This is a genomic window from Pseudomonas fluorescens, from assembly GCF_000967965.1.
Taxonomy (GTDB): Bacteria; Pseudomonadota; Gammaproteobacteria; order Pseudomonadales; family Pseudomonadaceae; genus Aquipseudomonas; species Aquipseudomonas grandcourensis.
The window spans coordinates 25677-39998 of record NZ_LACC01000040.1; the positions used below are offsets into that span (position 1 = coordinate 25677).

Annotated in this window: 17 protein-coding genes; 14 read left to right on the forward strand and 3 right to left on the reverse strand. The window is 62.0% G+C overall.

Going from position 1 to position 14322, the window contains the following annotated elements:
• The 3 genes from VC35_RS30240 to gspG form a co-directional block, all read right to left on the reverse strand.
• The coding region (locus VC35_RS30240) for a hypothetical protein (protein WP_046043528.1) at positions 1-477 on the reverse strand (477 nt) is incomplete at its 3' end.
• 174 nt (positions 478-651) lie between these two features.
• Positions 652-1839: a type II secretion system F family protein gene (locus tag VC35_RS25905; protein ID WP_046043530.1), complete on the reverse strand. Its 1188-nt coding sequence runs from the start codon at positions 1837-1839 to the stop codon at positions 652-654.
• A gap of 14 nt (positions 1840-1853) precedes the next feature.
• A complete protein-coding gene (gspG, locus tag VC35_RS25910; RefSeq protein WP_046043455.1) occupies positions 1854-2288 on the reverse strand; it encodes a type II secretion system major pseudopilin GspG in 435 nt (144 codons plus the stop codon).
• A gap of 217 nt (positions 2289-2505) precedes the next feature.
• Here gspG and VC35_RS25915 point away from each other — a divergent pair, with 217 nt between their 5' ends.
• From VC35_RS25915 to VC35_RS25980, 14 genes are all read left to right on the forward strand, one after another.
• Entirely contained in the window at positions 2506-3114 is a 609-nt protein-coding gene (locus VC35_RS25915; protein WP_046043456.1) for a lytic transglycosylase domain-containing protein, read from the forward strand.
• 199 nt (positions 3115-3313) lie between these two features.
• On the forward strand, positions 3314-3970 hold the full coding sequence (locus tag VC35_RS25920) for an SCO family protein (protein WP_046043457.1): 657 nt from the start codon (positions 3314-3316) through the stop codon (positions 3968-3970).
• Positions 3967-4389: a thioredoxin domain-containing protein gene (locus VC35_RS25925; protein ID WP_046043458.1), complete on the forward strand. Its 423-nt coding sequence runs from the start codon at positions 3967-3969 to the stop codon at positions 4387-4389. Before VC35_RS25920 ends, VC35_RS25925 begins: the two co-directional genes overlap by 4 nt.
• A gap of 9 nt (positions 4390-4398) precedes the next feature.
• Complete coding sequence (locus VC35_RS25930) at positions 4399-5949, forward strand: cytochrome c/ABC transporter substrate-binding protein (RefSeq protein WP_046043460.1); 1551 nt, start codon at positions 4399-4401, stop codon at positions 5947-5949.
• Between the two features lie 365 nt (positions 5950-6314).
• The gene (locus VC35_RS25935; RefSeq protein ID WP_046043462.1) at positions 6315-6848 is read left to right on the forward strand and encodes a response regulator; all 534 of its coding nucleotides are present in this window, start codon (positions 6315-6317) and stop codon (positions 6846-6848) included.
• An 83-nt stretch (positions 6849-6931) separates the two neighbouring features.
• Positions 6932-8638 carry a GspE/PulE family protein gene (locus VC35_RS25940; RefSeq protein WP_046043463.1) on the forward strand — a complete coding sequence of 569 codons (1707 nt, stop codon included), beginning with the start codon at positions 6932-6934 and terminating at the stop codon, positions 8636-8638.
• On the forward strand, positions 8619-9422 hold the full coding sequence (locus tag VC35_RS25945) for a hypothetical protein (RefSeq protein WP_046043464.1): 804 nt from the start codon (positions 8619-8621) through the stop codon (positions 9420-9422). The genes VC35_RS25940 and VC35_RS25945 overlap by 20 nt, the downstream gene beginning before the upstream one ends.
• A 1-nt stretch (position 9423) precedes the next feature.
• Entirely contained in the window at positions 9424-9969 is a 546-nt protein-coding gene (locus tag VC35_RS25950; protein WP_046043466.1) for a PilN domain-containing protein, read from the forward strand.
• Positions 9956-10504 carry a type IV pilus inner membrane component PilO gene (locus VC35_RS25955; protein WP_046043468.1) on the forward strand — a complete coding sequence of 183 codons (549 nt, stop codon included), beginning with the start codon at positions 9956-9958 and terminating at the stop codon, positions 10502-10504. The genes VC35_RS25950 and VC35_RS25955 overlap by 14 nt, the downstream gene beginning before the upstream one ends.
• On the forward strand, positions 10504-11031 hold the full coding sequence (locus VC35_RS25960) for a hypothetical protein (RefSeq protein WP_046043470.1): 528 nt from the start codon (positions 10504-10506) through the stop codon (positions 11029-11031). The genes VC35_RS25955 and VC35_RS25960 overlap by 1 nt, the downstream gene beginning before the upstream one ends.
• A complete protein-coding gene (locus VC35_RS25965; protein ID WP_046043472.1) occupies positions 11028-12854 on the forward strand; it encodes a secretin N-terminal domain-containing protein in 1827 nt (608 codons plus the stop codon). The genes VC35_RS25960 and VC35_RS25965 overlap by 4 nt, the downstream gene beginning before the upstream one ends.
• A 2-nt stretch (positions 12855-12856) precedes the next feature.
• Positions 12857-13330 (forward strand): type II secretion system protein, encoded by a 474-nt coding sequence (locus tag VC35_RS25970; RefSeq protein ID WP_046043473.1) that lies wholly within the window; start codon positions 12857-12859, stop codon positions 13328-13330.
• Between the two features lie 4 nt (positions 13331-13334).
• The gene (locus VC35_RS25975) at positions 13335-13709 is read left to right on the forward strand and encodes a type II secretion system protein (protein ID WP_046043475.1); all 375 of its coding nucleotides are present in this window, start codon (positions 13335-13337) and stop codon (positions 13707-13709) included.
• On the forward strand, positions 13684-14223 hold the full coding sequence (locus VC35_RS25980) for a type II secretion system protein (protein ID WP_046043477.1): 540 nt from the start codon (positions 13684-13686) through the stop codon (positions 14221-14223). Before VC35_RS25975 ends, VC35_RS25980 begins: the two co-directional genes overlap by 26 nt.
• The last annotated feature ends 99 nt before the right edge of the window (positions 14224-14322 follow it).

A 14322-nucleotide genomic window follows, 5' to 3' on the forward strand; every position in this document is an offset into this window, starting at 1 on the left:
AGGCTCGCCATTGGCATGGACGCCACGGTCATCCCCGGGCTCGCCATTGGCATGAACGCCATGATCGTCGCCCACTTCACCGGCCCGATGAACGCCACGGTCATCCCCGGGTTCATCATGGGTGCCGCTGCGTCCTGAGGACGAGGCCGTTCCGGAGTGGCTCGAACCGCTGTTGGCACTGCCATGGCCACTGTTGCTGCCATGGTCGCCACTATGACCGCTGCCGCTGTTGCCACCACCACCGCTACCACCGCCGCCTCCACTGCCGCCTCCACCGCCGCCTCCACTGCCGCCACCACCTCCGCCGCTGCCACCACCGCCACCACCGCCACCACCACTTCCGCCACCACCGCCGCCACTACCCCCGTCCTTGGCCTGAGCACTGGAAACTCCGGACAGGCTGTCCGGAATCAATACGGTAGACGCCGACAGAACCGCGCCAATAGCTACTGCCAGTAAAAGCTTATTGATGAGCATGTCGTTCTCCGTCTTTTTATTCAGATTGGAACGTTGACGAACTTTGCAATGTGCTGCTTTTTTTTCCCGTGGGAACTAGATGAACAGTTCAACGAACCGATTTATTCGGCTGGAACGTTGAAAAAGAATGCGACGTACGGCCGGATCCGCTTCTAATGGGGCAGCTCCAAAGGGTCAGTGAATGCTCGAGGCCAGTTCAAAAATCGGGATGTACATCAGGATCACGATCACCCCGATCAACAGGCCGATGAAGGTCATGAGCAAGGGTTCGAACAGCCGCACGAACCATTCGATCCAGCGGCTGATTTCTTCGTCGTAGAAGTCGGCACTGCGCTCCATCATCTGCCCGAGGTTGCCGGACTGTTCGCCGGCACGCAGCAGGCGCAGGGACACGGGGGTCACCAGGTGATTGAGCTCCAGCGCGGTAGAGAGTGATTGCCCCTCGCGCACCCGGTCGCAGGCCTGGTCCAGGCGCGTGCGGGAGGCGACGCTGAGCAGGCCACGGACCATGCCCATGGCAGTGACCAGGGGAATGCCGCCTTGCAGCAGAATCCCCAGCGAACGGTAGAAGCGCGCCAGCTCATACATGAAGATGCGCTGGTGCACCGCGGGGAGTTTTTCGATCAGGCGGTCCAGCCCCCGACGAAAGGCTGGCTGGCGCTGGAGCAGGGTGAGGGCGACGATGATGGCCAGCAAGCCCCCGAAGAATTCGCCCTGGTGGGCGTGCAGGAACATGCCGCTGCTCATCAGGATCTGCGACATCCATGGCAGGTTCGACCCCAGCCCTTCAAACACCAGGCTGAAGCGCGGTACGACATACCCCATCAAAAACAAAACCACGCCACCGCCCACCACCAGCAACAGCAAGGGGTAGATCGAAGCGCTGATGATCTTCTGGCGAACCTCGTCCATGCGCTGGCGATAGCTGACATAGCGGCCCAGGGCATCGCCCACGGCGCCGGTCTTCTCGCTGGATTGCACCAGCGCTACGTACAGCGGCGGGAAAACCGCCGACAGCTGGCTCAAGGCCTGGGAAAACGATTTGCCCTCGTAAAGCAGGCGCACCAGTTCACTCAAGGTTTTGCGCGCTTGTGGCGCGGTTTCCTTTTCCGCCAGGCTTTCCAGCGCATCGATCAACGGCAGGCCGGCGTTGAGCAAGGTGGTCAGTTCCTGGCTGAACAACACCAGGTTGAACGTCTCGCGCTTGTGCAGGCGCAACGCGCGCCAATGGCGCTCGGCGTGCAGGCTGACCACCCGCAGGCCCTGGTCTTCGGCGATGCGCCTGGCTTCGGTGTGCCCCGGTGCCTCGACGGTCATCGAGACCACACCGGCCTTGCCGACGGCCTTGAGATGAAAGCGCATGGTCGCCATTCCCGTCAGTTCCAGTTGGTGACTTCGGCGTTCTCGCCTTCGCCACCGGGCTGCCCGTCCTTGCCCATGGACAACAGGTCGTACTCGCTGTTTTCACCGGGATAGCGATAGCTGTAGTTGCGGCCCCAGGGGTCTTGCGGGAGTTTTTTCTGCAGGTACGGGCCGGTCCAGCGCGGTTCGTCGGCGGGGGCGGTGACCAGCGCCTGCAAGCCTTGTTCGGTCGATGGGTAATGGCCGACCTCCAGGCGGTAAAGGTCCAGGGCTTTGCTCAAGCCTTCTATCTGCGCCTTGGCCACTTTCACTTCGGAACGGCCCAGTTGGGCGAAATACTTCGGCGCCACGATGCCGGCCAATAGCCCCAATACCACCAGCACCACCAACAGTTCGAGCAAGGTGAACCCGCTTTGGGTTCGCCGGGCATAACACAGTCGCTGATTCATGATGACCTCATAACAGTCGGCAGCAGAGTTGCCATGTAGTTGCCATGTAGTTGCTATGTAACAGCATGCAATTGCCATGCTCACGATTGCCGACCCTGGCACACCCCCCGTATTACGGGCCTTCTCGCTTACGGCACAGTGCTTGCGTATGGCTGGTGCACGACTGGCCATTGGGGCAATTCCCCCAATTTTCGGGGCCGGAAGGGGAGGTATAACAATGAAAACACTCACCACCGGATTGCTGGGTCTTCTTGTGTTGGCCGGTGCCGCACAGGCCGATGTGTTTGTTTCCGTGGACGCCAATGGCAGCTACGTCCTGTCCAATGTCCACCGTCCCGGACGCCACTATGAGCGGGTGATTCATGAGCCCGATGCGGCGGTGGTCAGCCTCGATCAGCAACCGCAGATGATCGCCGCGCAACCCTATGCCGAGTTGGTGGCGGCGGCGGCCAAGGCCAACGAACTGCCGGCGGCGCTGCTGCACGCAGTAATCAAGACCGAATCCAGCTACAACGCCCGCGCCACCTCACCCAAGGGCGCTCGCGGGCTGATGCAACTGATGCCCGACACCGCCCGCGAAATGGGAGTGACCAATGTCTACGACCCCAAGGCCAACATCCAGGGCGGCGCCCGCTATCTCAAGCGCCTGATGACGATGTTCGACAACGATATCCGCCTCGCCGTAGCGGCCTATAACGCCGGCCCGCAAGCGGTGCTCAGCCGGGGCAACGTGGTCCCGCCGTTCGCCGAGACCCAGCGTTATGTGCCCAACGTGCTGAATCAGTATCGGCGTTTGCAGGGGTTGCCCGCGGATGCGCCGCTGTGATCGAAACCTCGGGGGAATTTTCCCCAATAGTGGGGAATGGTTGCCCCGGCGAGAAAGGGGGGGATTGGGTGGGGAATATCCCCCGACCTATCAAGTCGTGATTATAACAAACTGATTAATAACGTATTTTTTTGTGGCATGCGGATTGCTCCGGTCGGTTTGTCGAGAAGTGGCGATACACCACCAAGAGGAAACTGACATGGACCGATTCGCGCATTGCGGCCTGCTGACGTTCTGCCTGTTGGCCTTCGGTATCGACCAGGCGCTGGCTCACTCGGCGGACGAGCACACCGGGCACGACATGTCGGCCAGCAGCGCCAGCCCGGAGACCGCCCGGATCAGGTTTGCCGACGTGGCCCTGCTGGACCAGAACGGCAAAGTCGTCAGCCTGGAAAAAGACCTGGTGAGCAACAAGATCGTGGTCATGGGTTTCATCTACACCAACTGCACCACGGTTTGTCCGGTGGTGTCCTCAATCATGGGCAGGGTACAGAAACAGTTGGGCGCGCGGGTCGGCACCGAGGTGCAACTGGTGTCGATCAGCATCGACCCGCAGCGTGATGATCCCCAACGCCTGAACGACTACGCCCGCACTTTCCAGAAGGGACCGGGCTGGAGCTGGCTGACCGGTACGCCGCAGTCGGTTGATGCCACGCTCAAGGGCCTGGGCGCCTACAGCGGTGGTTTCGAGAACCACTCGCCGCTGATTCTGGTGGGGGACGGCAACAACCGTTTCTGGACCCGCTACTACGGTCTCACCGACCCGACAGAGCTGGCCCGGGCCGTCGAGAGGCTCAGAGGCGAACGCAACGCCCACGCCAAGCACACCGCCATCGCCATGGAGCATCAGCCATGAGCGCCCAGGGCGTCTTTCACTGCATTTGCAGTTCAAGGGCATTTGCCCGCGAAAGGCATGAACAGACCGCGCCCGTAGCGCAACCGTCCACTGACACACCCATGCAGGACCAGAACGACAGCACCTTTATCTCCCTTACCAGTGATCCGCTGCGCAACTCGCCGGCGGTACTCAAGGCTTGCACCTTGAAACAGGGCATCGATGGGCCCCACTGGTTTTTTCTTACCGACGACAAGGTGCAAATGGACCTTGTATGGGGGCGCATCGGCCAGATCGTGCCGCTCCCCGCGCAACACTCCACCCGGTTGATCGTCCGTGACGCGGCGAACAGGCGCTGGAGCAAAATCCGTTCCGCCGCCCCGGCCGCCTCCATTGTCCAGCGCTTGCAATTGCTGACAATGCCCGTGGCCGGTCGCTGAGCCACGGCCATGAATACTGCCCTCGTCTTTGGCCTGGTGCTCTTCGGCGGCATCGCGCTCACCGCCCAGGCGCTGCCGCTGAGCCTCAGCGAAAGTGCCGGTAAACGGCTGTACCACGAAGGCGTGTCGGCCAGCGGCGAACCGGTCATGGTCCGGGTCGGCGCAGCGGGCATGCTGCTGCCGGCCACTCGCCTGCCGTGCGCCAGTTGTCATGGCGAAGATGGCCTCGGGCGCGCGGAAGGCGAGGTGCGACCGCCGGACCTGCGCTGGTCGCGACTGGCCAGCAGCCAGGGCCCGCAGCACATCAACGGCCGCAGTTATCCGGCCTACAGCGAAAGCACCCTGGCGCGGGCGGTCCAGGAGGGGCGCGACCCGGGCAACAATCGGCTCGATCCGACGATGCCACGGTTCGTGTTGTCGATGAACGATCAACTCAACCTCACTGCGTACCTCAAGCACCTGGCCGAAGACCGCATTCCGGGACTGGCCCCCGACAGTCTGCACCTGGGCACGTTGTTGCCGGGTTCCGGACCCTTGGGCGAGGAGGGCATCACGGTGGCGGCAGTGCTCAATGGCTGCGTGGCGCGCATCAACGAGGCCGGCGGAATTCATGGCCGGCAGTTGCGCCTGACCATTCTCGACCCCGGCGCCGACCGCGCCAGTGCCGAAAAGGCGCTGGACCGGTTGATCGATGAGGAGCAGGTGTTTGCCCTGATCGCACCGCTGGCGCCGGCATTGGACCTGGACTTCGCCGAGCGTCTGGAACAGGCCGGTATTCCTCTGATCGGGCCGCTGTCCTTGCAGGGCACGCCCCACGCCAGCCCGCAGATATTCGAACCGCTGCCGGGCCTTCGCGAGCAATTGATCGCCTTGGCTGACTACGCCAGAGCCAGCCTGCGGGTGCTTCAGGGGCCGACGCTGATCGCCTACCCGGACGAACCCGGCCAACGGCTGGCGGCGCAGGAACTCAGCAGGTACTTGCAGGGGCACGCTTGGCAAAAGGTGCGCCTGCAAGCCTATGACCCGGCCGGGGATGATTTTCCCTTGGGGTCGCGCTCGGTGTTTTACCTGGGCAGCAGCAGTGGCTTCAGCCGTCTGGCCGAGCGCTTGCAAACGGCGGGGCAGGTGCCTTACCTGTTCGCCGCCTCGAACCAGGTGGCGGGCAACCTGATGCAGGTGCCCAGCGGATTTTCCCGGCGGGTGTTCCTGGCCTTTCCGTTCGTGCCCAGCGACTGGACCCTGGCCGGGCGCCTGGCCTTGACCCAGTTGCGCGAACATCAGGGACTCGGCGGCCAGCACGCGGTGCTGCAAGTGGGCGCGTTCAGTTCGATGATGCTGCTCAGCGAAGGCATGAAGCAGGCCGGGCGCGATGCCAGTCGCGAGAAGCTGGTCAGTGCCCTTGAAGGCCTGCATGACTTCGATACCGGGCTGACGCCGCTGATGAGCTTTGGTCCGGGCCGGCGCCTGGGCTTGAGCGGTGCCCATATCGTCACGGTGGATCTGCCGGACCAGCGTTTCTATCTGGTCGCGCCCTATAAACCCATTGCTGCCACGCCCTGACCGGAGGCCGATCGATGAAACTCGATACCGCCCGGTGCAGACACTTCCACTGGCGAAACGGCAGGGCTACGCTTAACCGCAATGAGAGCATCGGCGCCATCGCGCTCGCGCAATCGAGTCAAGCGGATTTACGATCAATAGGGGGTTTCCCCAACAGTGGGGGGAAAAATTCAATGTCAATCCGGTCGCTTTCCCCGTTTTTGGGGGATGGAACTGCGGTACGAAAAGGCATTGTTTTTTAAATTCAAGGACATGAAGTCCTAAAATTACCGGCGCTCAGCCTGGCATGAAGTGTGCGTTAGTCCAGTCAGGGCGCGCACTCCGTCAGGTTCAAAACCCGGACCTGCGGTTTCAAGGAGTCCACCTTGTTAAACAAAGTACTGGTTGTTGATGACGAACAGTTGCTGGCGGAGAACCTCCAGGGTTACCTGCAGGCGCAAGCACTGGAAGTCCGGATTGCCCACGACGGAGCGCAAGGAATCGCTGAAGCTGGCGATTTCGCGCCCGATGTGATGGTGTTCGATTACCGCTTGCCCGATATGGAAGGCTTTCAGCTGCTCGATACCGTCCGCCAGAACAGGAAGTGTCATTTCGTGCTGATCACAGGGCACCCCACCGCGGAAGTTTGTGAGCGGGCCCGGCAACTGGGCGTCAGCCATATCCTGTTCAAGCCGTTTCCATTGGCGGAATTGGCCCGTGCAGTGCTTGATCTTCTGGGCAGGCAACGCGAACCCAAAGCGGGGGTGAGCACTTGCGAAGGCTTTGTCGAACGACGCCAGAGCAGGACCGAGAGTTTCCCGTTGCAGTTGTACGACGGTAGTTGGGTGCTGGCAGATCGCCGAAAAAGTACATCGGCCTCGATGGCGCCAGACGACGAACAATTGCTCACCGGGGAGTAGTGGCGCGACAAGACGTTCCGGCCCCCGCCGAAATGCCTCGCCGCGTCGACAGGGTTCAAAGCCCCGGGCGTTGGAGAGCAGCCATGGACCGTCTATCCCTTGCCGTAGAACCGGCGCAACCGGACTGTGCACCGACTCGTTTCAGCAGTGAACAACTGGCCCAGGCCCGAGCCCTGGCCACCAGTTCCGGCGAGCGGATGCTGGACGCCCTGGGGGGGCTGTGCGAACTGGCTCCCATGCCTTTCATTCAATGCCTCGGCGTAACCCTGCACTACCCGGTGCTCGACACCGACAGCCTGTTCAATTCCACGCCGGTGTTCGACCGGGTGACCCTGGCCCAATGCCTCAAGCGTGAATTCATCCTGCTGCGTCATAACGATGCGGTCATCGGTGTGTTCGCCGACCCCTTCGACAGTGCGCGCCTGGCCTGGATCGATGAATGCCTGCAAGGCGCGCCGCTGTACCTGGTGCATGCCGATGACCTGAAGGCCTACCTGGCGCGTCACGAAGAAAGCTTCCATGCGGTGGAGTCGCTCAACGCCCAGAGCGACGCCGGTACCGAAATCGATAACCTGCAAAGCCTGTCCCTGACCAGCATCAGCGAAGACTCCAGCGTCGTGGTCAAACTGGTCAACTCGACCCTGTACGACGCGCTGAAAATGCACGCCAGCGACATCCACCTCGGCACCACCGGCAGCGGCCTGGTGATCAAGTACCGGATCGACGGTGTGCTCAACAACATCAGCAAGATCCAGGGCAACGAATTCGCCGAGCAAGTGATTTCCCGGGTCAAGGTCATGGCCGAACTGGACATCGGAGAAAAACGCGTGCCTCAGGATGGCCGCTTCAAGATCGGCATCAGCGGCCGGCAGATCGACTTCCGGGTGTCGATCATGCCGAGCATTTTCGGCGAAGACGCGGTGCTGCGGGTTCTCGACAAACAGGACCTCGCCGACAAGGTCTGCGGCGTGCAGTTGCAGGCCCTGGGCTTTGAAGAGGAAACCCTGCGCCAGCTGCGCCGGCTGGCCGCCGAACCCTATGGCATGGTGCTGGTGACCGGACCGACCGGTAGCGGCAAGACCACCACCCTGTACGCGATGATCACCGAGATCAACCACGGCGTGGACAAGATCATCACCATTGAAGACCCGGTGGAGTACCAGTTACCGGGCGTGCTGCAGATCCCCGTCAACGAAAAGAAAGGCCTGACCTTCGCCCGGGGCCTGCGCTCGATCCTGCGGCATGACCCGGACAAGATCATGGTCGGTGAAATCCGCGACCCGGACACCGCACAGATCGCCGTGCAATCGGCACTCACCGGTCACCTGGTGTTCACCACCATTCACGCCAACAACGTGTTCGACGTGATCGGCCGATTCACCCAGATGGAAATCGATCCCTACAGCCTGGTCTCGGCACTCAACGCCGTGCTGGCCCAGCGGTTGATCCGCCTGGTCTGCACCAGTTGCAGCAGCCCTTACAGCCCGACGCAAGAAGAATTGGAGGTCTCGGGGCTTGATCCGCAAAAGGTCGCTCACTACCAGTTCGTCCACGGCAAGGGCTGCGGGCATTGCCGGGGCACCGGTTATCGGGGGCGTAGCGCGATTGCCGAGCTGCTGCACCTGGACGACGAATTGCGGCAAATGATCGTCGAGCGCCAGCCCATTTCGAAAATCAAGGCGCACGCCTGCAAACGTGGCTTGCGCCTGTTGCGCGAGTCGGCGCTGGAGATGGTGGAACAAGGCCGGACGACGCTCGAGGAGATCAATCGTGTCACTTTTATCTCGTGAGCAATTTGTCGCCGTGCTCGGCGCCAGCGGTGTTGGCCTGGGGCAACGCCAAGGCGCTGCAACCCGTTGGCTGGGCAGCGTCGGCTACATCGACGAAGGCTTCCAGGCCTGGACGGTGGCCCTCGATACCCTCGACCGTTTGCTGGCTGAACACAGCGTTGCCAGGGCGGAACTGACCGTGGTGATCTCCGGGCACTTCAGCCGCTATTGCCTGGTGCCCTGGAGTGAGCAGATCAGCAGCCCGGCCGAATTGCTCGGCTTCGCCCAACTGTGTTTCGAAGACATCTACGGTGCCCCGACGCAGCCCTGGAGCCTGGTGCTCTCGGCCGAGCCCGCCGGTTACGACCGCATCGCCACCGCGCTGCCACAGGACTTGCTCGAACGCCTGCGGGCCCTGGTCAGTGCTCGCGGTTTGCGCCTGCGTTCGGTGCAGCCGTACCTGATGGCGGCGTTCAACCATTTTGATAAGAGCTTTGAGGCCGGGGACTTCCTGTTTGTGGTCGCCGAACCGGTACGCAGCGTGTTGCTGCTGGCCCGGGAAGGGCGCTGGACCTCGGTGCGTTCGGTGGGCAGCAGTGACAGCGATGCCGCGCTGACCGCGCTGATCGGTCGTGAACACCAGTTGCAGGCGTCCACCAGCGAACGGCCGTTGAATGTCTACCTGCATGCACCGGCGCGCATCGATTCGCAGCCTGACGTGCCCGGAGTGCATCTGCGCACCCTCGAAGAAGACCGGACAGTCGTACGCGATTGCCTGTACGTCATGTCTCGGGCGGTGGCCTGACATGCGCCCCCTGATGCTCGACTTTCAGCCGCGCCGCCGTGCTGGCCCCTTGGGCTGGAGCCTGCTGGCCGGAGGCGTGGTGCTGACACTGACATGCCTGATGGTGCAACAGCACCTGAGCAACGAGGCCGAACAACAGCAAGGCCACCTGCAAACCACACAGCGGGTGCTTACCGGCGATACCGGCAGCAAGCTCAGCCTGACCCCGGCGCAAATCCGCGAGCAGGCGCAGAACCTGGCGGAAATGCGCAAGGTCTCCCAGCAGTTGCGCCGCCCCTGGGAGCGCCTGTTCGCCACCCTCGAAGCCATGCCACGGGACAACATTGCCCTGCTGACCCTGACCCCGGACGCCCGCAAGGGCCAGGTGCGGATCAGCGCCGAGGCGCTGGACCTGGAAGCCATGCTCGATTTTCACCGCCGCCTCGAAGCCAGCGACGAGCTGTCCGACGTGTCGCTGCTGAGCCACGAAATTGTCGCCAACGTGCCGGAACACCCGGTGCAGTTCAGCCTGTCGGCTACCTGGGAGATCGGCGATGCAAATCCATAAATTGATCGTCCACGAATACCTGCAAGGCCTGGGCGTTCCGGGGCTGGCAGGGATGACCATGCTGGTGCTGGCGCTGAGCTATGGCCTGGTGGGGTTGCTGCCGGACTGGGAGTCGCTGCAAAGCCTCAGCCAGCAGACTCGCGAAGCCACCGAGTACCTGGCCAAGGTCGAAGACGGTAGCGTGGCCGCGCCGGTGGTGCCGCAGCGTCAGCTCGACGATTTTCGCAGCAAGTTGCCGTCCCAGCCCCAGGCCACTGTGGCCATCGACAAGATCTACGCCCTGGCCGCCCAGGAACGCATCACCTTGTCCCGGGGTGAATACTCCCTGGGCGTGGACCCCAAGACGCACCTGGCCCGTTATCAGATTCTGCTGCCGGTGCGCGGCAGCTATCCGCAACTGCGGCGTTTCCTGCACGCCTTGCTCGGCCAGTTGCCGGCGGTGGTGCTCGAGGATGTGGAGCTTTCGCGCAAGAATATCGCCGAAACCGACCTGACCGGGCGGATCCGCATGACCCTTTACCTGTCGAGGTCATGATGAATACCAAACGAGTGGTGGGTTGGGTGGCGTTCTTCGGAGTAGCGGCAGCGCTCGCCTGGCTCCCCGAATACTTCAATCAGGCCGACGACAGCGACCCTGCGGTGGTCACCGTGGCTACCGTGGCTACGCCAACCAAGGGCAAGACCCCAGTCGCATCGACGGCTGCATCGAGCGCCGCTGCGGTAGTACCGATCAAGGACCTGAGCCCGGCAGGCGACCTGTTCGCCGCCCGCAGCTGGATAGCGGCGCCGGCCCCCGGCACCGTCACTGAACAATCGGTTGTCGTTACTCCTGTGGTGCAAGTCCCCACTGCACCACCGATGCCCTTCCAGTTTGTCGGCAGGCTGGATGACCGTTCCGATCTGCAGGTGTTTTTGCAGAGCGGCGAAAAAATATACGTCGTGCGCAAAGGGGATGTCATCGACGAAACCTGGCGGATCGAGCGGATTTCCGATGAGGAACTGAGCCTGGTCTACCTGCCTCTGCATTTGGCGCAGACTTTGTCTGTGGGGAGTACGGAATGAACAAATCCCGTTTGTTGATGAGCCTTTGTCTCTGCGCAGGGCTGGCCGCATGCAGTTCCGCGCAGGTCGCCAGGGATGAAGCTTCCGCCCTGATCGAATCGGGCCAGTACGAAGCCGGTCTGGCCCGCATCGAAGAGGGATTGCGCGAAAACCCTCGCGATACCGATCTGCACATGGCCCTCAACAACGGACGGGCCCTCGCCGTGAAGTCACTGCTGAGCCAGGCCGACATGGACCGGGCCCAGCGTAATTTCGCCGGGGCCCGCATGACTTACAGCCGGGTCTTGAACATCGAACCGAACAACCGTCGTGCCCAGGATTCCCTGCGCCAGCTCGACTACCTGCGCAGCATGGATGAGAAACTCGAACTGGCCCGTGGCGACCTGCGTCGCGGTGACATCTACGGTGCCGACCGCCAGGTCAAACAGATTCTAGAACTGGACCCGAAGAACGACGGCGCCCTGGAATTGCAAGACAGCATCCGCCTGGTGCAGAGCCGCAACGTGGTGCAGTACCCGCAACTGCGCACGCGCCTTGACCGGCCGGTGACCCTGGAATTTCGCGATGCCAACCTCAAGACCATTTTCGAAGTGCTGTCCCAGGTCGCCGGCCTGAACTTCATCTTCGACAAGGACCTGCGCCCGGATATGAAAGCCACGATCTTCGTACGTGACGTGCGTATCGAAGACGCCGTGGAACTGCTGCTGCAACAGAACCAGCTGCATCAGAAAGTGGTGAATGAAAACACCGTGCTGATCTACCCGGACTCGCCGCAGAAGATCAAGGATTACCAAGAGCTGGTGATGCGCACCTTCTACCTGACCAGCATCGATGCCAACACGGCGCTGAACATGATCAAGACCATGCTCAAGACCCGCGACGTGTTTGTTGATGAGCGCCTCAACACTCTGACCATGCGCGATACCGGTGACGCGGTGCGCATGGCGGAAAAACTCCTGCAATCGCAGGATCAGTCCAATCCGGAAGTGGTGCTGGAAGTGGAAGTGATGGAAGTCGCCCGTCAACGCATTCTCGACCTTGGCCTGCAATGGCCCAACACCTTCGGCGTGGTCAACAGCGACGGCTCGGCGGTGAGCATTCTTGATCAACTCAAAGGCATCGACTCCAGCCGGATTACCATCTCGCCATCGCCGCAGGCCAAGATCAATGCCCAGGACAAGGACATCAATACCCTGGCCAGCCCTGTGATTCGGGTGAGCAACCGCGAGCAGGCGCGCATCCACATCGGTCAGCGCGTGCCGATCATCAGCGCCACCTCGGTGCCTTCGACCCAGGGCCCGGTGATCACCGAAAGCGTGACGTACCTTGACGTCGGTCTCAAGCTCGAAGTGCAACCCATCGTGCACCTGAACAACGAAGTGGCGATCAAGATCGCGCTGGAAGTCAGTAACGCCACGCCGCTGACGCCGACCGCACAGGGCACCATTCCGGTCCAGGTCGATACCCGCAACGCCCAGACCACCTTGCGTCTGCATGACGGCGAAACCCAGATCCTCGCAGGGCTCGTGCGCAACGACCACGGCGCCACCGGCAACAAGATTCCCGGCCTTGGCGACATTCCCGGCCTGGGTCGCCTGTTCGGCAGCAACAAGGACGACGTCAGCAAATCCGAACTGGTGCTGTCGATCACCCCGCGGATCGTGCGCAACCTGCCGTACCAGAGCCCGTCTGACATGGAGTTCCCGACCGGTACCGAAACCAGCATGCACATCCAGGCACCGGATCGTTCGATGAGCACGACGGTTCAGACCAACCCCATGAGCGCACCGATCGCCACCACCGTTACCGTCGGGAAGCCTTGATCATGAACGCCTCGCAACGCGGTTTTACCCTGGTCGAAGTCGTGGTGACGCTTGCCCTGGTCGGCCTGCTGGCCGGCATGGCCGCACCGCTGACCGAGACCGTGGTGCGCCGGGGCAAGGAGCAGGACCTGCGGACCGCGCTGTACCAGATCCGCGATGCCATCGACGCCTACAAACAAGCCTTCGACGCCGGCTACATCGAGAAGTCGCTCGACAGCAGCGGCTACCCGCCGAACCTTCAAGTGCTGGTCGAGGGGGTGCGTGATGTGCGCAGTCCCAAGGGCGCCAAGTTCTATTTCCTGCGGCGCATCCCCCGTGACCCGCTGGCAGCCGTCAAGCGTGACGACGGCGGCGGCTGGGGCCTGCGTTCCTACGACAGTTCGGCTGAGAACCCGCGGGAGGGCCAGGACGTCTTTGACGTTTACTCCAAGGTACGCGGCAAGGGTCTCAATGGCATCGCCTACCGAGAGTGGTGAGCATATGCGTCGGCAAAAGGGCTTTACCCTGATTGAACTGATGGTGGTTCTGGCAATCATCGCGACTCTGATGACGATCGCCTTGCCACGCTACTTCAGCAGCCTCGAGGCCTCCAAGGAGACCACTCTGCACCAGAGTCTGTCGTCCATGCGCGAGGCACTGGATCACTACTACGGGGACACCGGGCGTTATCCCGATTCCATCGAACAGCTGGTCGAACTGCGCTACCTGCGCAACCAGCCGCTGGACCCGATTGCCGAGCGCAAGGACACCTGGGTCATGGTCGCGCCACCGGATGGCGTGGCAGGCGGGGTGGCCGATATCAAGAGTGGAGCCAGAGGGAGGGCGCGTGATGGCAGCCTGTATTCCGAGTGGTAAGCCTTCGAACCAGGATGGCTTTACCTACTTGGGTGTGCTGTTTCTGATCGTCGTGATAGGCATGGGCCTGGCCAGTGCCGGCGAGTTGTGGGCCACCGCTTCGCGCCGGGATCGCGAAATCCAGTTGCTCTGGGCCGGTACGCAATATGCCCAGGCGTTGCGCAGCTATTACCGCAGTTCGCCCGGTATGGCCCAGTACCCGAAAGAACTCACGGACCTGTTGCAGGACGAGCGTTTCCCGACTGCCAGGCACCATCTGCGGCAGTTGTACCCGGAGCCGATGACAGGTGGCGAGTGGGAGTTGATGCGTGATTTGAACGGGCGGATCAGCGGTGTGTACTGCCCGTCCGAACAGAAGCCGCTCAAGCAAGAGAACTTTCCCAGCCAGTGGACGGACTTCAAAGGCATGGCCAGCTACAAGGACTGGCAGTTCGTGGCCGAGAAAGTTGTCCTCGATGGCACCAGCGGACCACCGAAAGAACAGTCCACCGGGCCCCAGGCATTGCAGCCTTGAACCTTGGGAGCGGGTTTGCTTTTGAAGGCGGCCTTCGGGCTGACCAGGTTCTTGGTTGATTGAGTACATATCCGTTGCTGCGGTAACGGCGGCTTATGG